This is a genomic window from Bradyrhizobium erythrophlei (assembly GCF_042430365.1).
Taxonomy (GTDB): Bacteria; Pseudomonadota; Alphaproteobacteria; order Rhizobiales; family Xanthobacteraceae; genus Bradyrhizobium; species Bradyrhizobium erythrophlei.
The window spans coordinates 1-19,618 of the sequence record NZ_JBHMET010000232.1; the positions used below are offsets into that span (position 1 = coordinate 1).

A 19,618-nucleotide genomic window follows, 5' to 3' on the forward strand; every position below is an offset into this window, starting at 1 on the left:
CACCTGCCCAAACACACAGCAATGCTTCAATTTCTGGGTTTTTCAGCAGACTGCTAGACCAATCGGTATAGTCGTCTGTCATCACGTTGTTATGCCCGCAATTGAAGTTTGGGTCGCTGGGGAATTTCAGCATCACCAGCTAGGAAGCGATGCCGCGCCGGCGAAGATAGTCCGTCAGCGCGACATTGCCTTTCAGAGTCTTGTCCCGGGAAATCGAGCCATGTGGTACGCGCTGCTGGGTCTGGGTGTTGGTCTTTGCGCTGTGATCGTCGCTACGCTTCTCTCGCCCGTTTGGCTTGGTGCGCTGGTCACCGATGACGTTCCGGACTTGTTGGGAAGCGACCGCAACAGTGAACCAACGGATACAGGATCCCGCACGCAGGAGAGCGCTATCGACTCCGATGCCCAACAGGATCTAGCGCTTCCCGGTTGAACTCGCGACGTAGCCAACAACTGGCCGGAATGGTTGGATCTGCATCCAAGGGTTCGATTACCTTCGGCTGCTCCGAGGCTCCTCGCATGCATCGAGGTCGGGGCGCGTACGTCGTTGCGTGGCTTGCGGTGAAGCGGACTGTCGCCTAGCTTCTTGCGATAAATTCCCCGTCATCACGCACCCAAGGTCCCGATGTCGCAGCCGCTTCTGTTTCAGCCCATCACGCTTCGCGGGGTGTCCGCAAAGAACCGCGTCCTGATTTCGCCGATGTGCCAGTATTCGGCGATCGATGGTGTCGCCAATGACTGGCATCTCGTGCATCTCGGCAAGTTCGCGCAAGGCGGCGCCGGGCTTGTGATGGTCGAGGCCGCGGCGGTCGCGGCCGAAGGGCGGATCACCCATGGCGACCTCGGCATCTGGAACGATGCCCAGGTCGCGCCGCTGAAGCGCATCGCCGCGTTCCTGAAGGCGAACGGCGCCGTGCCGTCGATCCAGCTCGCGCATGCCGGGCGCAAGGCGAGCATGCAGCGGCCCTGGTACGGCAACGCCGCGCTCGATGATGCCGACCGCGCCCGCGGCGATTTGCCGTGGCGGGTGGTGGCGCCGAGTGCGATCCCGATGGACGAGGGCTGGCTGTTGCCGCACGCGCTCGAGGCGGGCGATCTTGCCGCTCTGCGCGAGCAATGGCGGCTCGCGACCTTGCGTGCCGTCGAGGCCGGTTTCGAGTTCGCCGAGGTGCACTGCGCGCACGGCTATCTGCTGCACGAATTCCTTTCGCCGCTGTCGAACCGCCGCACCGACGCCTATGGCGGTGATCGTGCGGGGCGCATGCGCTATCCGCTCGAGATCATCGAGACCGTGCGCGCGGCCTGGCCGGCGGACCGCCCGCTGTCGGTGCGGATCTCCTCGGTTGACGGCGTCGATGGCGGCTTGCAGCTCGAGGACCAGATCGCCTTTGCCCGCGAAGCCAAAGCACGCGGCGTCGACCTGATCGACTGCTCGTCCGGCGGATTGCTCGGCTCCGCCACCGCGGCGCGGATTCCGCGCGGCTACAGTTTCCAGGTGCCCTATGCCGACGAAATCCGCCGCTCCGCCGATATTGCGACGATCGCCGTCGGCCTGATCCTGCATCCGCAGCAGGCGGAGGACATTTTGGCGAGAGGCCACGCCGATCTCGTTGCGATCGGACGCGAGGCGCTGTTCGATCCGAACTGGCCGCTGCACGCTGAACTCGAGCTCTCCGGCGGACGCGGCGAGATTTTCGCCTCGTGGCCGAAGCAATATGGATGGTGGTTGGAGCGGCGCGAGCCTGGCCTGCGCAAGCTCGACGGGCCGCCGCTGCCGTTCCGCAAGGTGTGAGGCGTCGCGCGAGGCTTGCGCCCTGCAAGCGCGTCGGGCTGATCGAGATCGCGCGGATGCTGGCCGGGCGTGCTGTGCTGGAGCGTGAGCGAGGTGCCTGATCAGGCGCCCTCGCGCAGCATCGGCACTTCCTCGTTCCCGCGCAGGGCCATGGCGACACGGAGCAGCCGGCAACATTATATTAGGACATCGGCCTCATAGTCATCTGGCCTGGTCGGTCACCCGGCATTTTCATTTGGAATTGGAATTTCGGCGCCGCCACGTTCTCAGCGTGGAGGGCCATCTCCTTTTGACGATGAAATCGAAGGACTAGCGGTGTGGACGACCACGATACGCCTCTAGAACGGCTGACCGTTCGGATCTGGGTGACTGTCCTCGTTGTCAGCTCGATGGCCCTTGCCGCTTGGGTGGCACATGAAGTGGGACCGTAATCAGTCGAAACGATCTTGGGGCTGCAACGCGATGGGGACGCTCTTACAAACCTGGTATGTATCCTTTAGAGCATCGAAAGATCCGCGATCGGATCGCAGATACCATGCTCGGAAAACCAGAACCTTCGCGAATGAAAGCGAAGCAAAACGCTTTGCCGGCGAGCTGCTTGCCGGAAGCATTGCCGACGTATCGGCCGGGACGATAAATCCGCATCAGCCAAAGCGCGTGATCGCCTCGACCAATATGACGGGGTGGCTTCTAGGCGAGAGTGCATAGCAGCGCACGAAGAGACCGCTGGCGCTGGACAGCGGTCTCCTGGACCCGCCTCAAATGTCTTCGAGATAAAAGCCCTTAGCCCGGGTCCGCGAATATCAAACGCCGGACACGCTGCACAGTGAAGTCGAAATCGGCTTGAAGACCGATGGAACAGTTGTGACGTTGCGAACGCGACACACTTAAATCCAGCAACGTGCAAACAGAGCCGGCGGCGATGCCGTGTCCAGGCTCACCGCGAAGAAAGCCCGCCATTCGCGACGGGCTCAAGGTCAAGGAGAGTGCGCCATGAAGGCGCGGCCAGAGCCTATCGTGAGTCGCGCCCCCGGCGATGCGGCTCGACCAGCATGTGCACAGCAAAAGTCCTCCGAACTCCGCGAGCGGGCGCAACTGACATGGGACGCGGTATCTCAGGCGTCCCACGTCACCGGCAGATCGAGCAATCCGCGGAACGCCCAGCCGCCGATCCGCGGCGGCTTGCCGTCCACCAGCCGCAGGTTCTTGAGCCGCTTGAAGATCGCGGGCAGCGCGACGTCGGCGACCATCGCGCGCGAGGCCCAGGCGCCGGCGCAGAAATGCGGGCCGGCGCCGAACGCGATGCTCCTCGAGGCGTCGCGGCGGATGTCGAAGCCTTCAGGGTTCTGAAAATGCTTCTCGTCGCGATTGGCCGAGCCGAACATCAGGAACACGCGCTCATTGGTCTCGAAGGCGATGTCCCGGATGGTCCAGGGTTTTGCGATCCGCCGCGGCGACATGCCGATCGGCGAGATCCAGCGGGCATATTCCTCGAACGCCTGCAGCCACGGGATGTCGCCGTTTCTGACCAGCGCGAGCTGGTCGGGATGGATCAACAGCGCCCACACCGTGCCGGCGATGGCGTCGCGCGGCTCGTTCTGGCCGCCGGAGATCGCAAGCTTGATATTGGCGCGGACGCTTTCCATCGGCATGCCCGATTGCAGCATGACGCCGAGCAGGCTGAGGTCCGGCGTCTTGCGCAGAACCGGTACCATGTCGTCGATCGCAGCATCGATGCCTGAGGTCGCGGCGTGGCAGCGCGCTTCGACGGCGGAATCGCCGGTATAGTTGGCGATGCCGTCGATCATGCCCTGCGACCACGCATTCATGTCCTGGAAGCGCATGTTGGTGAGGCCGGTGATCGATTTCAGGCACTCGGCCGAGAACGGCAGCGCGAAGGCCTGCACGAAATCGATCGTGCCATCCGGCTTGAGTTCATCGAGGATGCGCGCGGCGTGTCCCTCGAATTGCGCGGTCCAGTGCGATTTCACCGTCTTCGGCGAGATCGCCGGGAAGATCGCCTTGCGCTCGTTCATGTGCGCATCGCCGTCTTTGCGCATCATGTTGTGGCCCATCAGTCTGTTCATCAGCCCTTCCGGTTGATGCGACGAGAACACGTCGATCTGCTTTTCCGAGACGAAGATGTCGTCGCGATTGCAGAGCAGGGTGCTGCCGAGCTGCGGCACGAAGGCGATCGGCGCCTGTTTCCGCAGCCGCGCCAGCGTTGGATAGGGGTCCTGCCAGAACGCAGTTACGTCGATGTCGATGCGGGGCGCGGTGCTCACGGCGGTGTCCTCGGGGCTCGATCTTCGCGCGAAGATAGGCCGAAGCCCGTCTTCTGTCTGTCCCCACGGCATGGGACAGGCCGCCGCGCCCGCGAGCTCAGGACAAGGAATCCGCGCCGAGCGCGTCGGCGAGCGCGGTGAAGGTGTCGACATGGATGTCGAACCAATCCTCCGGCGCCACATCGGGCTTCACGTCCGGACCAAACTCGAGAGGACGCGCAACGAACGCCGTGCGCATGCCGAAGGCCCGCGCGGCGTTCAGATCATATTTGTGGCAAGCTACCATCACGATTTGATCCGGCTGATAGCCGAGGAAATCGACCGCCAATTGGTAGACTGCCGGTGCCGGCTTGTAGCTCCGGGCGAGCTCTGCGGTGAGGATCGCATCGAACGGCAGGCCAGCATGCTTGACGACGGCGACCACCGCCGCCATTCCGGCATTCGACAACGTTGTCGTCGTGAACCGCCGGCGCAGGCGGGCAAGTCCCGCAACGGCATCAGGCCAGGCATCGAGCCTGGTCCAGACGTTGTTCAGTTCGTCGCGCTCCTGCCGGGTGAAGGCGTCGGCGAGGCCGCGTCGCTCCAGCAGGATATCAAGCGCTTCGCGGTAGATCTGGTCGACCCGCAGCCACGGCCGCTGTCCGGCGATGACAGCATCAAGCGCCACGCGATAGAGGTCGCGCCACTCGGCTAAAAGCGTCGTCCAGTCGATCGCCAGCCCCTTGTCGCGATTGATTGCCGCGCCGGCGCGCAGGACCGGCTGATAGAAGTCGACGCAGGTGCCCTGGACGTCGAATGCGAGCGCCTTGATATCGTTGGCGTCGCGAAACTGCGTGAATGCCTGCACCTGCACTGTCCTTCCAATTCCTGCGGCGGCCAGCTAATCCCGCGGGATCGTCAGCCGCGTGTTTGAAGGGCACACCACTAGCAGCCGCGCCGGGAAAGGGCATCTCGTGGGGACGCAAAAGAAAGAGAGGATGTCACAAGTGTCACGCGCATTCTGTAAGGTTGTCACATCCGGATACGCGTATCCGTTGCTCCGGTGCGCGTGTGACACCGGATGCCCGCGCGAGCGATCAGCGCTTTAGTTCAGGCTGCGGGTCGAGGCCATCAGGCGCAACGCGATGCCGAACAGCCCGTTCTGCGAGGAGATGCCGAGCTTGTCATAGGCGCGCTTGCGGTAGGTGAGGGCGGAGTGCAGGCCGATGCCGAGCTCGGCGGCGATCGCTTCCGAGCTGAGGCCGGAGAGGATGCCAAGGCACACCTCCTTTTCGCGCCCGGTCAGCGCCGCGAGCGGTGCGGCGGTTGCGAATAGCGACTTCAGCCGGCCCATCGGATCGTTGTCCGGTAACGCCTCATGCTGGAAGTGACGCGCCACGGCGGCGCTCACTGCCGGTGCCACCGCGGTCAGGCGCTGGATCTGCTCGCGAGTGAAGCGGCCCTGCGCGGTGACGCGGTAGAAATTCACGTAGAAGCAGGTGTCGTCGACCCAGATCGCGGAAGCGAATTTGTCGACGATGTCGGAATCGTCGAAGAAGAGCTTGCGGTAGCTGTCAGAGTACATGCGGCGCGCAAAGGTCGGCAGCACGATCGGCACCGCACGCGCCTGCCCCTCGAACACTGCGTCGCGGTTGGGGTCGGACTGGTGAAAGTGCTCGGCATAGGCGATGCCAAGGTCGCGCCCGGTCGGGATGTTGCCGACGTCGAGCAAACACGCGGTGGAGCGCGCGCCTGCAAACGAGAACACCATGCAGTGGCCGACATCGCCGACGCGCCGGAGCGCGCCGATCAGCGCCTGCGGAAACGCCTCGCGCCCGATCGCCAGCAGCGTCGGCGTGATGTCGCTGATCACAGAACTCTTGAAGGCCAAATCTGCCTTCATGGCGTCCTCCCCGGTGTTTCGGGGAAGACTAGCAGCGACATCGTTCGCGTGGAAGCGTTACGCCCCTGGCACCTGGTCCAGGAAGCCCGTGATGCTCCTGATACGGCCCTCCTTCAGCACGGCGAAATCAGTGCCCTTGATCGGGCTGTCGACGCCCTCGGGGCCGAGGCCCCAGGAGAAACGGACATGGTCGCCGAATCCGTTCGGCTCGCCGATCAGCTTGAAGGTGAAGTCGGGGAACTTCTGCTGGACGCCGGCGATCAAAGCATCGACGCCGTCGTGCCCGTCGCCGCTCATCAGCGGGTCGACATAGCGCGCATCCGCGGTCCAGTTCTCGCTCAGCATCTCGCGGCGCCGGCTCGCCGTCCGCTCGTTCCAGAGCGCGATATAGCGGCGGGCGACGGTTGCGTGGTCGGTCATGTGTGCTCTCCTTCGATGGCGCCGGACTGTTCGGCTGACCGCACTATCGAAGGTTCGTGCATGCCGATCGATTACCTCTGACGTCATCGCACGCGCTACGGCGCGATGGTCAGCACCGCCTTCATGTTGGGATGGTAGCGGCAATAATATTCGACGGTGCCAGGCTTGCTCAGAACCGAAGTGGCCGTCTTCTTCGGTGCGATCGTCACGTCGAAATCGCCGTTCATCGCGGTGGCGGTGTGGGCGAAGATGTCGTTGTTGACCCATTCGATGGTGTCGCCGACCTTGGCTGACGCCTCGGCCGGCGAGATCACGAGATTCTCCATCACGATCTGGATGGTGGCCGCATGTGCCGGGACGGCCATCATGCCGAGCACGAGCAAGGTGAGCGTTGCGAGATGGCGTCCTGGCGACATGCGATCATTCTCTACTTCAAGCTGGCCGCAACGTGCTCGGCGTGCTGCTGGTGGCCCTGGAAGATCTTCAGGCCGGTCTGCAGCAGGCCTTTCAATTCGGCATTGCTTGCCGACGGGATCAACTGCGTCTCCAGCGCGCTGTTGACGGCCTTGTGGTAGGCGACCTCATTGGCGATGTAGGCCTTGTCGTACTCGGCCCCCTTCAGCTTGCTGAGTTCGGCGAGCTTGTCGGCGGCCTGTTTCGACAGCGCCTTGCTGGTGTCGTTGTCCTCGGGCGTCACATTCAGTTTCTTGACGAGGTCGAGCGCCTGCTTGTTCACCGCCTCATGGTCGCGCTCCATGTCCTTGGCGAACGCCTTGATCTCCTTGTTGGAGGCCTTTGAGTCCGCCTGCTTGGCGGCGTTGATGTCGAGCACGCCCGCCGTATAGGCGATGTGCGCGATCTGCGGGTCGGTCAGCTTGGCGGCGCCTTGCGCGAGCGCGGCGCTGCTCGCGAGGCTGAGGGCCGCGGCCGCAATGGTCAATCGAACGAACATGGTTTGACACTCCTGTGGCGCCGTGCGTGGAGCCGGCGCGTGGTTGGTTTCACAGGCATTGGATGATGCTGATATGAGGAGGTTCCCGAAAAAACCTGCGAGGTTCCCAGAAACCTAGGCCGGGTAGCCGAGCCGCTTCAGCACCGCTTCGGTCAGGCGCTCGCAGCGCTTGCCGGCGAAGGGAAAGGCTTCCAGCACCACCGGGCCGATCTTCTTCTCGACGATGTCGCGCAGCATGGCGCGGGCGCGGTGCAGGCGGGTCTTCACCGTCTCCGGTTTCAGTCCGAGAATGTCGGCGGTTTCCTCGGTCGTCATGCCCTCGATCACGCGGGTGATGAAGACGAGGCGGAAGGCCTCGGGCAACTCGTCGATGGCGTGCTCGACGACATGCTGGATCTCGCGCTGCGCCATGGATCTTTCCGGATCATCCGCTGACGATAGGGGGAATTGGATGATTTGGGCCTCGAGCGTGCCAGGCGGCAGCGCCGACCACTCGACGCCCGCTCGCTTGCGGCGCAGGCGGCCGAGCGCCTCGTTTATCGCGATCCGGGACAGCCAGGTCGACAGGCTGGAGTCGCCGCGGAACTGGTCGAGATGGCTGAAGGCGCGGACATAGGTGTCCTGGACCACGTCCTCGGCTTCCGCGTCGTTGCGCAGGATGCCACGTGCCAGCCGGAACAGCCGGCGATTGTTCGCCTGCATGATGGCGCGGGCCGCGGCCTCGTCGCGGGCGAGCGCGCGCCGCACCAGCTCGGCATCGCTTGAGCCGATCGGCGCTACGGTCGTTGGCTGGGCCTGATGCATGGTCGAGATGCCTTCACCGGTTGCGGGATATTGGCATTGGATGCCGCCGGCTTGAACAGGTTCCCGAAAAAATTGGCGATTGGCAAAAACCCACCCGATCGCCGTTTATGGCCTGATATAGGCCTCGGGATCGCCGCGCGCATGGGCTTCCATCGCGTCGAGGAAGCAGCGCACCTTGGCCGGGACGAATTGTCGCGCCGGCAGCAATGCATGCACGTTGAGCGGCTCGCAGCCGTGGTCCGGCAGCAGCCGCCGCAACTGCCCGGCCTCGACCGCGGCGCGGGTGTAGCTTGCGGTCACCCGCAAGACGCCGTGGCCGGCGAGCGCCGCCTGGAGGCGGACATGGGCGTTCGACGAGGTGAGGCGGGCATGATCGACCGCAAGCTGCTCCACCGCGCCGCCGGGCGCGGTGATCGCCCATGGCGGGTCGTTGGGACCGGTCAAGAGCGGCAGCTTCCTTAAGTCCTCCAGCGTGCGCGGTTCGCCAAATCGCTCCAGCAGCGCCGGCGCCGCGAACAGGCCGCGCTCGAGGGTGAAGACGCGACGGATCACGATGCCGGCCGACGGCAGGGGCGCCTCCAGCATCGCGAACACGATGTCGTAGTTCTCGGCGATGGGATTGACGATATCGTGCTCGACATCGATCCGGATCGCGAGCTCCGGATAGCGGCTCATCACGTCGCAGGCGACGGGGCCGGCATGATGCGCGCCGAATTCATAGGGCGCCTTGATGCGCAGCGTGCCGGCGATCGCGCTGCTCATGGCGAGCGCCTCGCTGTGCGTGTCATGCAGCGCGGCGAACAGCGGGCGGACCTTGCGATAGATGGTCTCGCCGGCGTCGGTCAGCCGCAAATGGCGCGTGGTGCGCTCGATCAGCCGCAGGCCGAGATTGCCTTCCAGTCGCTGCACCGCAGCACTCAGGCTCGATTTGGGATGGCCGAGCACGCGCGCAGCAGCGGTGAAGCCGCCATGCTCGACAACCTCGCAAAACAGCTCCCAGTCGCGCCACTCCATGGGAACGATTGTCCATGCAGCGGTACAGTGTGTCCAGATAAATCGGATTATCGAGAGATCACCGATCACCTAACGTCGCCGCAACCAACATTGCATCGGGAGGGTGAGATGGCTGATGACGACGGAATTTTCCTTCGCAACGCCTGGTACGTGGCGGCGCTGAACCAGGAGCTGATCGACGGCAAGATGGTGGCGCGCACCATTCTGGAACGGCCGATCGTGCTCTATCGCGGTTCGAGCGGAAAGGTGGTTGCGCTCGACGACCGTTGCTGCCATCGCGCCGCGCCGCTGTCGATGGGGCGCATCGAGGGTGACGACATCCGCTGCATGTATCACGGCATGAAGTTCGCCGCCGACGGCAAGTGCATCCAGATCCCCGGCCAGGACGCCATTCCCGCCAAGCTCGGCGTGCGCAGCTATCCCGTGGTCGAGCGCTACAACATGGTCTTCATCTGGACCGGCGATCCCGAGAAGGCCGATCCGAAATTGATCCTCGACTATCCGCCGCTGGAGGACGCCAAATGGCGGGGCCTGCCGGGCTATATGCACTACAAGGCCAATTGGCTGTTGATCGTCGACAATCTGAGCGACTTCGCCCATCTCGCCTTCGTGCACACCAACACGCTCGGCGGCTCCGAGGAATATGCCTACAAGACCAAGCCGGTTGCGATCGAGAAGCTGGATGACGGTTTCCGCGTCGAGCGCTGGCACATGGACGCCGAGCCGCCGCCCTACCACAAGAAGGTGATCCCGAACAAAGCCGACAGGATCGATCGCCGCAACATCGGCCGTATGATCGTTCCGGGCATCTTCACGCTCGACACCACTTTCGCCCCTGCGGGGCAGGGCGTGGAGAAGGGCGTTCAGGTCCCCGGGACACGGCAATACCGCAACGCGCAGTTCATGACGCCGGAAACGCGCTCGACCACGCACTTCTTCTGGAACTATCTGCACGATTTCGACATCGACAATCCGAACATCGCGTTGTCGCTGCGCCACAGCCTCGAGGAAGGCTTCAACGAGGACAAGGCGCTGATCGAAGCGCAGCAGCGCGTGTTCGATGCCGATCCGAACTACCAGATGCTTGCCATCGGCGCCGATGCGCCGCTGACCTATTTCCGCTGGCTGTTCGCGCGGAAACTCGAGGCGGAGCGCACCGCCGCCCGGGCGGCGTAGCAGGAGCGGGCAGGTTTGCGCTCTTTCTGGCCGCAACGCCATGCCGGGATCGCGAGATCGTGAAACCCCGGCATGGCTGGCGCCCGCGCCGGATCGGCGTAGAGTGGTGAAGTTGAATTCGTCGGTTCTTGATCGGGGTCAAGGTTTTGACTCGTGCCGGCCGGACCATATCGGCGGCGATCAATCGGTGAATGAGCTTGACCGAAAAAACGCAGCTTCCCGAACGCGACGCAGGCGCCAGCCCGGCGCAGCACGCCTGGTTGTGGCCGTTCGAGGCTACGAGGGTGGTGCTGGACGCTTATTGGAAGTGGTACGCCGACCACGCGCCCGGGTCTGCGGACGCGCCCGTTGAAGCGTCCTGGACGACGCCAAACACGATCGCGCTGCAGTTGCCGTCGATGCGCCTGCTGGATTTTTCGCAGAGCGCCGAAGGCCGGCCGCTGCTGGTCTGTGCGCCCTATGCGTTGCACCGCGCGTTGATCGCGGATTTCGCACCCGGCCACAGCCTGATCGAGGCGCTGCAAAAGACGGGCGTCGGGCGTCTCTATCTCACCGATTGGCGCTCGGCCACGCCCGAGATGCGCTATTTCTCGATCGATACTTATCTCTCCGATCTCAACGTTGCCGTCGATGCGATCGGGCCTCCGGTCGATCTTGTCGGCCTCTGCCAGGGCGGGTGGCTGTCGCTGCTTTATGCCGCGCGCTTTCCCGGCAAAGTGCGGCGGCTCGTGCTCGCAAGCAGCCCGGTCGACACCTCGGTGCCGTCGCAACTCTCCACAATGGTGAGCTCGCTTCCGCAGCAAGGCTTCGAGGCGCTGGTGCGCCAGGGAGACGGCATCATTAGCGGCAAGTACATGCTGCAATGCTGGAGCATTCCTTTCAGCCCGCATGACGTCGAGGCGGCACTGCAAAGGGATCTCGGCGATCAATCGGAAGAGGCCAGGGCGCTGGTCGATCGATTCGCGCGGTGGAATCGCGAGACGCTGGATTTGCCGGGGACCTATTATCTCCAGGTGACCAACTTGATCTTTCGCGAGAATCGCATCGCCGATGGCGGCTTCGTTGCACTTGGCCGCACGGTCGATCTCGCCGAGGTAAAGGTACCGGTCTTCCTGCTTGCCGCGGAGGACGACATCGTCGTCCCGCGCGACCAGGCGTTTGCGACCAGGCGGCTATTGGGCACGCCATCGGCGTGGCTGGAATGTGCCAGCGAGCCGTGCGGTCACCTCGGTCTTTTCATGGGCTGCAACGCCTTGGACAATTCGTGGCGCCGGGTCGCCCGCTGGCTGCAGGCCGACCTCGGCGATACGTCGGGCGAGACACCGAGGATGAGCGCGTGAGGTGCCGCTGAAGCATGCCCCGAATTGCGATCAGCAATCCGGGGCAGCAGATTCATCTCGGTATGCGCCGCGCGCTTACTTCGCCGCGACCACCATGATCTCGACATTGTACTGCGGCGCCGCCAGCTTGGCCTCGACGGTCGCCCGCGCCGGGGTGTTGCCCTGCGAGACCCAGGTGTCCCACACCGCATTCATTTCAGGGAACGTCTTCATGTCGGTGATGTAGATGGTCGCGCTGAGGAGCTTCGACTTGTCGGTGCCGGCCTTCGCCAGATGGCCGTCGATGATCGACAGGATGTCCTTGGTCTGGTCGGTGACGCTGCCGCCGGCGGCCTTGCCGGCGACGACGCCGGCGAGATAGACGGTGTTGCCGTGCACGACGGCCTGGCTCATGCGCGGGCCGGTTTCGAAACGTTGAATGCTCATTTGGGTCTCCACTTGAATGGCGGGCGTTATCTACCGCGTCAAAGGCGCCGCCGCCACTGCGCAATTTGCAGGCCGCACCTCACGGAAATCGCTTGAAGAAGGCCCAGATCGTCTCGGCGCCGTCGATATCATGGTTCTGCGGGCCGAGGATGTTGTCGGCAAGGCGCGTGAAGCGCGCATCGGCAAAGCCGCCCGGCATGCGGTGGCCGCCGCCATTGACGCGGTAGAGCACGATGTCGCGCCCGACAGGGCAGCGCGAGTCGATCCTGGTCACGGTCGAGCGGTCGGACCTGTCGCGATCCTCGAGCTCGGCCGTTGCGGCGTCCTTGGCGTCGCAGCCGTTGACCCGGCGCCAGAACGCCAGCGTCTTGTCCGTCGACCAGAATCCGTCGACCGCAAAACTGCTGGTGCCGCGGCCGCCCTGATAGGGGACCAGCGGGTCGGTGGTGCCGTTCATCATCAAGAGCGGAACGGGGCGTGACGGCCGGCAGGCGCGGGCCGACTCGTTGGTGAGGTTCATGATCACGCTCGCCGCGGCGGCGAACAATTCGGGACGCTTGCACAGCAGCGTCATCGTCATCGCGCCGCCATTGGAGACGCCGGTGACATACACCCGTTTCGGGTCCGCGGCCCCGTCGTCGATAAATTTCCGGATCAGCTGCGCGATGAAGGCGACGTCGTCGGTGCTTTTTGGCGGCCCATCGCCCGCACGCTCTTCGTCAGGTCGCAGGTCGGCCCAGGCACGGTTGAGCCCGTCGGGAAACACCACGGCAAAACGCTCACGCTTGGCTACCGCGGGCCAGGACGTCCGGCTCATCATGTCTGCCCCGCTCTGGGTCTTGCCGTGCAGCACGATGACGAGAGCGGCGGGCTTCGTGTCCGGCAGCCGCGCCGCGAATGTCCGCGTGGTGCCGTCGATCGAGATCGTGTCCGCATGCGCGGGCAGGATGGAGCAAGCGAGCGCAGCCGCGGTAATGATCCCGATCTGCGGTAATGATCCCGATCTGGGCGTGCCTGCGCACCGCCTAACCCACCGCCTTCGCCGCGGCGCGTCCCGCATTGCGGCCCGAGAACAGGCAGCCGCCGAGGAACGTGCCCTCCAGCGACCGATAGCCGTGCACGCCGCCGCCGCCGAAGCCCGCGGCTTCGCCGGCCGCATAGAGGCCGCGGATGATCTGGTGGTCGTGGCCGAACACCCGCGAAGAGAGGTCGGTCTCGAAGCCACCGAGCGTCTTGCGAGTCAGGATGTTGAGCTTCACCGCGATCAGCGGACCGTGCTCGGGATCGAGGATGCGGTGCGGCTTGGCCGTGCGGATCAGTCTGTCGCCGATATAGCGGCGCGCATTGTGCAGGTTCATCACCTGCGCATCCTTCACATAGGGATTGGTGATCTCGCGGTCGCGCGCCTCGATCTGCGTCTTGATGGCGTCGAGTTTGAGCAGGTCGTTGCCGGCGAGCTTGTTCATCGCGGCGACGAGATCCTCGAGATTGTTACGCACGATGAAGTCGGCGCCGTGCTGCTTGAAGGCCTCCACCGGCGCCGGCGCGCCTTTGTTGGTGGCGCGCTTGATGGTCATGCGCCAGCTCTTTCCGGTCAGGTCCGGGTTCTGCTCCGAGCCTGAAAGGGCGAACTCCTTCTTGATGATGCTCTGGGTCAGGATGAACCACGAATAATCGTAGCCCGTGCTCATGATGTACTGCAGTTGCCCGAGCGTATCGGAGCCGGGGAACAGCGGTGCGGGCAGGCGCTTGCCTGACGCGTCGAACCACAGCGACGACGGCCCCGGCAGAATACGGATGCCATGGCGCGGCCAGATCGGGTTCCAGTTCTGGATGCCCTCGACGTAATGCCACATGCGGTCGCGGTTGATCAGCCGCCCGCCGGCGGCCTCGGTGATGCCGATCATGCGGCCGTCGACATGTTCGGGCACGCCCGAGATCATGAATTTGGGCGGCTCGCCCAGACGTTTGGGCCAGTTCTGCCGCACCAGGTCGTGGTTGCCGCCGATGCCGCCGGAGGCGACGATCACCGCCGGGGCGCGAAGGGAGAAGTCGCCGACCACCTTGCGCGAGGAGCTCTTGCCGCGTTCGACAGCGGTCGGTTCCAGGATTGAGCCACTGACGCCATCGACCGCGCCGTTGGTGGCGCTGAGCGCATCGACGCGATGGCGGAACTTGAAGGTCAAGCGCCCGGTTTTCGCCGCCTCGCGCGCGCGGCGCTCGAACGGCTCGACAATGCCGGGTCCGGTGCCCCAGGTGACATGAAAGCGCGGCACCGAATTGCCGTGGCCCATCGCGTCATAGCCGCCGCGCTCGGCCCAGCCGACGATTGGGAAGATGCGATGGCCCATCGCGCGCAGCCAGTCGCGCTTCTCGCCGGCGGCGAAGGCGACGTAGGCCTCGGCCCATTTGCGCGGCCAGTGATCCTCGTCACGGTCGAAGCCCGCGGTGCCCATCCAGTCCTGCAGCGCGAGCTCGAAGGAGTCCTTGATGCCGAGCCGGCGCTGCTCCGGCGAATCGACCAGGAATAGTCCGCCGAACGACCAGAAGGCCTGGCCGCCGAGGCTCTGTTCGCCTTCCTGGTCGAGCACGATGACGCGTCTGCCGGCGTCGGCGATCTCGGTTGCGGCGACCAGTCCCGCCAGTCCGCCGCCAACCACGATCACATCTGCATCGTCTGCCATCCCGATCCTCCCCAGCCTGCCGCGATTCAAGACCGTGTCTTTGCGTGCGGTCAACGCCAAATGGCTCTTGCCTGTGGCGGTCGCGCATCAAACGGAAGCGGCAAGCTGTTCCAGTTTGGGACCTTAAGGAGTGTGACTGCAGCGCGCGCGCAACACCCAATTTGAATTTGTTTTGACGTGGTTCGCTTGGCTGGACAAATTTCGACTCTCGCAACACGCTGACGCCAATCTTGCATCACAAGACGAACAGATTCGGTTTCGACTGGGGCAGGCAATGAAGTTGATCACGGGGGTGCTCGCGGCGGTCCTTCTGCTGGCGGGGATGGGGGCGTCTCACGCAGTGGTCCGGATCGCCGACGATCGTGGCGGCCGGATCGGCACCTACGTCGACAAATATCAAGGCCTGCGTACATCGGGCGAAACTGTCATCATCGATGGCCTCTGCGCGTCAGCCTGCACCATCGTGCTCGGCGCGGTTCCCCACGACCGGATCTGCGTTACCTCGCACGCCAATCTCGGTTTCCATGCCGCCTGGGATTTCGGCGCCAACGGCCGCGCCATCACCAATCCCGAAGCCACCCAGATGCTGTACTCGATGTATCCGCCGGCGGTGCGCCGATGGATCGCAGCCCGCGGTGGCCTGACCCCGCGCATGATCTTCCTGCGCGGCAAGCAGCTGCAGGCGCTCTACAAACCCTGTTATCTCGACGCCCAGGCCTCCGCGAACCGGCCGTCGTCGCGCTAGACATCTCCCGCGTTTCTTCGTCATGCCCGGCCTTGGGCCGGGCATCCACGTCTCTCTTGTCGCGCAGGCAAGGCGTGGATGGCCGGGACAAGCCCGGCCATGACGAGTCGGGGCGAATGCCGGAAAATCGCTCCCCATGATGTGACGTTCACGGCTGCCATTATGCTTGCCGCCCGGCGGAACCGGCCTTATCTGAACCGTATGGTTCAGCCGATCTCCGCCCAGCCTCATCTCGTCGTCGCCCCGGCGCAGAGCAGGGTGGCATCCGCACTGATTTGGGGTGCGGCAGGCCTCGGCGGGCTTGCGCTATTGGCCGCCGGCGCGCTCTGGTTCCACTACAGGACCGCGGTGTTCTTCGAGATGATCACCGCCGGCGTGTCCGCCTGCTTCTGACGATTAAGGAATCCTTCCCATCATGCCCCAGACCACGCGCCCGCTGGTGATCTTTGCCGCCTTCGCCGGCAGCCTCGTGGTCGGGCTTGTCATCATGCTGTGGGCGCTCGGCGGCCTGCGGACCGTCACCGCGCCGGCCGCGATCGGTGGTCCGTTCCAGCTCACCGATCAGGCCGGCCAGGTCATCACCGACCAGAGCCTGAAGGGCAAGCCGACGCTGATCTTCTTCGGCTTCACCCACTGCCCCGACATCTGCCCGACCTCGCTGTTCGAGATTTCCGAGGTGCTGAAGGCGATGGGCAAAGACGCCGACCGCGTGAACGCCTATTTCGTCTCGGTTGATCCCGAGCGCGACACCACGGCCGCGATGAAGGGCTATCTCTCGAGCTTCGATCCGCACCTGAAAGGGCTCACTGGCGACCCGCAAGCGGTCGGCAAGGTGCTGTCGGCCTATCGCGTCTATGCCAAGAAGGTGCCGCTGAAGGATGGCGACTACACGATGGACCACACCGCGCTGATCTACCTGATGGATCGCGACGGCCGCTTCATCTCGCCGTTCAACCTGAAACGGACGCCCGAGGACGCAGCGGCCGATCTGAAACGGTATCTCTGACCTGTTCTGCCGTTCGGAATTAACCAATCGGCGCTCGCATCAGGCGCTGGATGGTCTATAAGGCCGTCCAATTCCCTCGAAATCGTCGGTTTATGCCTGTTTTGACCACAAAGCCCTTTGCGATCCTGCCATGCCCGGCCGCCCGGCTGGCCGGGTGGCTGATTGCGGCCGTGGTCCTGGCCACCGCCGGCACGGCGACGGCGCAGACGCCTCCGGCCCCGGCCGCGCCCCAGCCCCCAGCTGCAAGGCCGGCTCCGTCTCCGGCCCCAGCTGCGCAGTCCCCCCCGGCAAAGCCAGCCCCGGCGCAGACTGCGCCGGCGCCATCGGCGCAAGCCGCGCCGTCCAAGCCGGCCGTGGAGGCCGCGCCCCAGGCGGTGCCGGGCTTCTGGGATCCGCGGCGGCGGCCGGACCGGCCCGACCTGTCGCGCATCACCGTGATCCGCTTCCTGACCGAGACCGATTATCCGCCGTTCAACTTCACCGGTCCGGACGGCAACCCGGCCGGCTTCAACGTCGACCTCGCGCGCGCGCTCTGCGACGAGATCAAGGTCACCTGCACGATCCAGATGCGCCGCTTCGAGACGCTGGTCGATGCGCTCGCGACCAATCGCGGCGATGCCATCATCGCGTCGCTGGCGGTGACGCCGCAGCTTCGCGCCAAGGTCGATTTCACCGATCCCTATTACCGCGCGCCGGCGCGCTTCGTGTCGCGGCGCGACGCCGTGATGCCGGAGATCCGTCCCGAATATCTCGAGGGCAAGAAGGTCGGCGTGATCGGCGGTACGGCGCACGAGGCCTATTTGAAGGCGATGTTCACCGACGCCGAGATCAAGTCCTATACCAATGACGATGCGCTGCGCGCAGCACTGCGCCGCGGCGAGGTCGACTTCATCTTCGGCGACGCGATCTCGCTGGCGTTCTGGATCAACGGCACCGATTCCGGCGAATGCTGCGCGTTCTCGGGCGGCCCCTTCGTCGAGAGCCGCTATTTCGGCGAGGGCATCGGCATTGCCGTGCGCAAAGGCAACGACCTGTTGCGGCAGTCGCTGAACTGGGCGCTGTTCCGGCTTTGGGAAAAAGGCCGCTTCACCGATCTGTGGCTGCGCTATTTCTCGATCAGCCCGTTCTGAGGGAATAAGCGCCGTGCTGTCGGCCGTCATTGCGAGCGAAGCGAAGCAATCCACGCCTCAACGCGGGGATAGATGGATTGCTTCGTCGCTTCGCTCCTCGCAATGACGGATGGAGCCGGCCGCTCGTCATTTTGCATTTTGCCGCAAAAACGCTAGTTTTCGTGGCCTTGGAGAGAACCGAAAGATGTCCGTGATTGACCTTGCCGCCAGCCCGAGCGACCTGCGTGCGCTCGCCGAACAATCCAACGCCTGGCCGTTCGAGCAGGCGAAGGCGATCGTGGCGCGGCTGAAGAAAAATCCGAAGGACGAGGTGCTGTTCGAGACCGGCTACGGTCCGTCGGGCCTGCCGCATATCGGCACCTTCGGCGAGGTCGCGCGCACCACCATGGTGCGCCACGCCTTCCGCGTGCTCACCGAGGACAAGATCAAGACGCGTCTGCTCGCCTTCTCCGACGACATGGACGGCCTGCGCAAGGTGCCGGACAACGTGCCCAATCGCGAGATGATGGCATCCCATCTCGGCAAGCCGCTGACGCGTGTGCCGGACCCGTTCTCGAACGAACATCCGTCGTTCGGCGCCGCCAACAATGCGCGGCTGCGCGCCTTCCTCGATCATTTCGGCTTCGACTACGAGTTCGCGAGCGCGACCGACTTCTACACGTCGGGCCGCTTCGACACGACGCTGCTCAAGATGCTCGCCGCCTACGACAAGGTGATGGCGATCATCCTGCCGACGCTGGGGCCGGACCGCCGCGCGACCTATTCGCCGTTCCTGCCGATCAGCAAGACCACCGGCGTCGTGCTGCAGGTGCCGATGATCCGTCGCGACGTCGCGGCCGGCACGGTCACCTATGTGGATCCGGACGCTGGCCAGGAGGTCGAAACCCCGGTCACCGGCGGCAACGTGAAGTGCCAGTGGAAGGCTGACTGGGCGATGCGCTGGGTCGCACTCGGCGTCGACTATGAGATGGCCGGCAAGGACCTGATCGACTCGGTCAAGCTCTCGGGCCCGATCGCCAGGGCGCTCGGCGGCACGCCGCCGGAGGGCTTCAACTACGAGCTCTTCCTCGACGACAAGGGCCAAAAGATCTCGAAGTCGAAGGGCAATGGCCTGACCATCGACGAGTGGCTGCGCTACGCCTCACCGGAATCGCTGTCGCTGTTCATGTATCGCGAGCCGAAGGCGGCGAAGCGCCTCTACTTCGACGTCATCCCGCGTAATGTCGACGACTACCAGCAATTCCTCGACGGCTTCCCGAAGCAGGAAGCGCGGCAGCAGCTGCAGAACCCGGTCTGGCACATCCATTCCGGCACGCCGCCGCAGGCCGACATGCCCGTCACCTTCCAGCTTCTGTTGACGCTGGTATCGTCGTCGAACGCGGAGAACGCCGAGACGCTGTGGGGCTTCATCGGCCGCTATCGGCCGGGCGTGACGCCGCAGTCGCATCCGAAGCTCGATGCGATGGTCGGCTACGCCATCAATTACTACCGCGACTTCGTGGCGCCGACGAAGCAGTTCCGCGAGCCGACTGAGGGCGAGCGCGCCGCGCTGCAGGACCTGCGCGACGCGCTCTCCAACATGCCGGCCGGCGCGACCGCGGAAGACATCCAGAACGTCGTCTACGAGATCGGCCGCCGCGAGCCGTTCCTCGACCTGAACAAGAAGGGCAAGGACGGCCGCCCCGGCGTCTCGCTCGACTGGTTCAACATGCTCTACCAGGTGCTGCTCGGCCAGGAGAAGGGGCCGCGCTTCGGCTCCTTCGTTGCTGTCTATGGCGTGCAGAACGCGGTGAACATGATCGACGGCGCGCTGGCGCGGTCGTTGTAGCGGTCGCGTAGGGTGGCACAGGCGCGTAAGCGCCTTGCCCAGTGTTCACGAACGGTGCAAGAAAGGGCGGGCACGCTCGCGCTTTTTGCCCACCCTGTGGCTCCGGTCATTGGGCCGGTTGAGCCCCTCGCAAT

Annotated in this window: 20 protein-coding genes; 9 read left to right on the forward strand and 11 right to left on the reverse strand. The window is 64.5% G+C overall.

Annotated elements, in window-relative coordinates; all coding sequences use genetic code 11:
• Together ACFFWD_RS34850 and ACFFWD_RS34855 are read left to right on the forward strand one after the other, a co-directional pair.
• On the forward strand, positions 1-433 hold a 433-nt coding region (locus ACFFWD_RS34850; RefSeq protein WP_376973298.1), incomplete at its 5' end, for a hypothetical protein.
• A gap of 192 nt (positions 434-625) precedes the next feature.
• Positions 626-1,792 (forward strand): NADH:flavin oxidoreductase/NADH oxidase, encoded by a 1,167-nt coding sequence (locus tag ACFFWD_RS34855; protein WP_376973300.1) that lies wholly within the window; start codon positions 626-628, stop codon positions 1,790-1,792.
• Positions 1,793-2,907: 1,115 nt separating this feature from the next.
• On the opposite strand, the gene ACFFWD_RS34860 is transcribed toward ACFFWD_RS34855, so the two are convergent.
• The 8 genes from ACFFWD_RS34860 to ACFFWD_RS34895 form a co-directional block, all read right to left on the reverse strand.
• Positions 2,908-4,077: a cytochrome P450 gene (locus tag ACFFWD_RS34860; RefSeq protein ID WP_376973302.1), complete on the reverse strand. Its 1,170-nt coding sequence runs from the start codon at positions 4,075-4,077 to the stop codon at positions 2,908-2,910.
• Between the two features lie 97 nt (positions 4,078-4,174).
• The gene (locus ACFFWD_RS34865; protein WP_376973304.1) at positions 4,175-4,924 is read right to left on the reverse strand and encodes a haloacid dehalogenase type II; all 750 of its coding nucleotides are present in this window, start codon (positions 4,922-4,924) and stop codon (positions 4,175-4,177) included.
• A 237-nt stretch (positions 4,925-5,161) separates the two neighbouring features.
• Positions 5,162-5,959, reverse strand: a complete 798-nt coding sequence (locus ACFFWD_RS34870) for a helix-turn-helix transcriptional regulator (protein ID WP_376973306.1) — start codon at positions 5,957-5,959, stop codon at positions 5,162-5,164.
• Positions 5,960-6,016: 57 nt separating this feature from the next.
• Positions 6,017-6,379: a nuclear transport factor 2 family protein gene (locus ACFFWD_RS34875; RefSeq protein ID WP_376973308.1), complete on the reverse strand. Its 363-nt coding sequence runs from the start codon at positions 6,377-6,379 to the stop codon at positions 6,017-6,019.
• Between the two features lie 95 nt (positions 6,380-6,474).
• Positions 6,475-6,795: a cupredoxin domain-containing protein gene (locus ACFFWD_RS34880; protein WP_376973310.1), complete on the reverse strand. Its 321-nt coding sequence runs from the start codon at positions 6,793-6,795 to the stop codon at positions 6,475-6,477.
• An 11-nt stretch (positions 6,796-6,806) separates the two neighbouring features.
• On the reverse strand, positions 6,807-7,331 hold the full coding sequence (locus tag ACFFWD_RS34885; protein WP_376973312.1) for a DUF4142 domain-containing protein: 525 nt from the start codon (positions 7,329-7,331) through the stop codon (positions 6,807-6,809).
• Positions 7,332-7,445: 114 nt separating this feature from the next.
• Positions 7,446-8,135 carry an RNA polymerase sigma factor gene (locus tag ACFFWD_RS34890; protein ID WP_376973314.1) on the reverse strand — a complete coding sequence of 230 codons (690 nt, stop codon included), beginning with the start codon at positions 8,133-8,135 and terminating at the stop codon, positions 7,446-7,448.
• 105 nt (positions 8,136-8,240) lie between these two features.
• On the reverse strand, positions 8,241-9,149 hold the full coding sequence (locus ACFFWD_RS34895; RefSeq protein WP_376973316.1) for a LysR family transcriptional regulator: 909 nt from the start codon (positions 9,147-9,149) through the stop codon (positions 8,241-8,243).
• Between the two features lie 108 nt (positions 9,150-9,257).
• Here ACFFWD_RS34895 and ACFFWD_RS34900 point away from each other — a divergent pair, with 108 nt between their 5' ends.
• Both ACFFWD_RS34900 and ACFFWD_RS34905 read left to right on the forward strand, forming a co-directional pair.
• Complete coding sequence (locus tag ACFFWD_RS34900; RefSeq protein WP_376973318.1) at positions 9,258-10,325, forward strand: aromatic ring-hydroxylating dioxygenase subunit alpha; 1,068 nt, start codon at positions 9,258-9,260, stop codon at positions 10,323-10,325.
• A 197-nt stretch (positions 10,326-10,522) separates the two neighbouring features.
• Positions 10,523-11,665, forward strand: coding sequence for an alpha/beta fold hydrolase (locus tag ACFFWD_RS34905; protein WP_376973320.1), 1,143 nt, complete (start codon positions 10,523-10,525; stop codon positions 11,663-11,665).
• Positions 11,666-11,740: 75 nt separating this feature from the next.
• Here ACFFWD_RS34905 and ACFFWD_RS34910 read toward each other — a convergent pair whose 3' ends face one another.
• From ACFFWD_RS34910 to ACFFWD_RS34920, 3 genes are all read right to left on the reverse strand, one after another.
• Positions 11,741-12,091 (reverse strand): RidA family protein, encoded by a 351-nt coding sequence (locus tag ACFFWD_RS34910; protein ID WP_376973322.1) that lies wholly within the window; start codon positions 12,089-12,091, stop codon positions 11,741-11,743.
• 79 nt (positions 12,092-12,170) lie between these two features.
• The gene (locus ACFFWD_RS34915; RefSeq protein ID WP_376973324.1) at positions 12,171-13,151 is read right to left on the reverse strand and encodes a CE1 family esterase; all 981 of its coding nucleotides are present in this window, start codon (positions 13,149-13,151) and stop codon (positions 12,171-12,173) included.
• Positions 13,117-14,775, reverse strand: a complete 1,659-nt coding sequence (locus ACFFWD_RS34920; protein WP_376973326.1) for an FAD-binding dehydrogenase — start codon at positions 14,773-14,775, stop codon at positions 13,117-13,119. The genes ACFFWD_RS34915 and ACFFWD_RS34920 overlap by 35 nt, the downstream gene beginning before the upstream one ends.
• Positions 14,776-15,049: 274 nt before the next feature.
• Between ACFFWD_RS34920 and ACFFWD_RS34925 the strand changes: the two genes are divergently transcribed.
• From ACFFWD_RS34925 to ACFFWD_RS34945, 5 genes are all read left to right on the forward strand, one after another.
• Positions 15,050-15,520 carry a hypothetical protein gene (locus ACFFWD_RS34925; RefSeq protein ID WP_376973328.1) on the forward strand — a complete coding sequence of 157 codons (471 nt, stop codon included), beginning with the start codon at positions 15,050-15,052 and terminating at the stop codon, positions 15,518-15,520.
• 258 nt (positions 15,521-15,778) lie between these two features.
• Positions 15,779-15,913 carry a hypothetical protein gene (locus tag ACFFWD_RS34930; RefSeq protein ID WP_376973330.1) on the forward strand — a complete coding sequence of 45 codons (135 nt, stop codon included), beginning with the start codon at positions 15,779-15,781 and terminating at the stop codon, positions 15,911-15,913.
• 22 nt (positions 15,914-15,935) lie between these two features.
• A complete protein-coding gene (locus tag ACFFWD_RS34935) occupies positions 15,936-16,526 on the forward strand; it encodes an SCO family protein (protein ID WP_376973332.1) in 591 nt (196 codons plus the stop codon).
• Positions 16,527-16,618: 92 nt separating this feature from the next.
• Positions 16,619-17,656, forward strand: coding sequence for an ABC transporter substrate-binding protein (locus ACFFWD_RS34940; RefSeq protein ID WP_376973334.1), 1,038 nt, complete (start codon positions 16,619-16,621; stop codon positions 17,654-17,656).
• 184 nt (positions 17,657-17,840) lie between these two features.
• Positions 17,841-19,484, forward strand: coding sequence for a lysine--tRNA ligase (locus ACFFWD_RS34945; protein WP_376973336.1), 1,644 nt, complete (start codon positions 17,841-17,843; stop codon positions 19,482-19,484).
• The last annotated feature ends 134 nt before the right edge of the window (positions 19,485-19,618 follow it).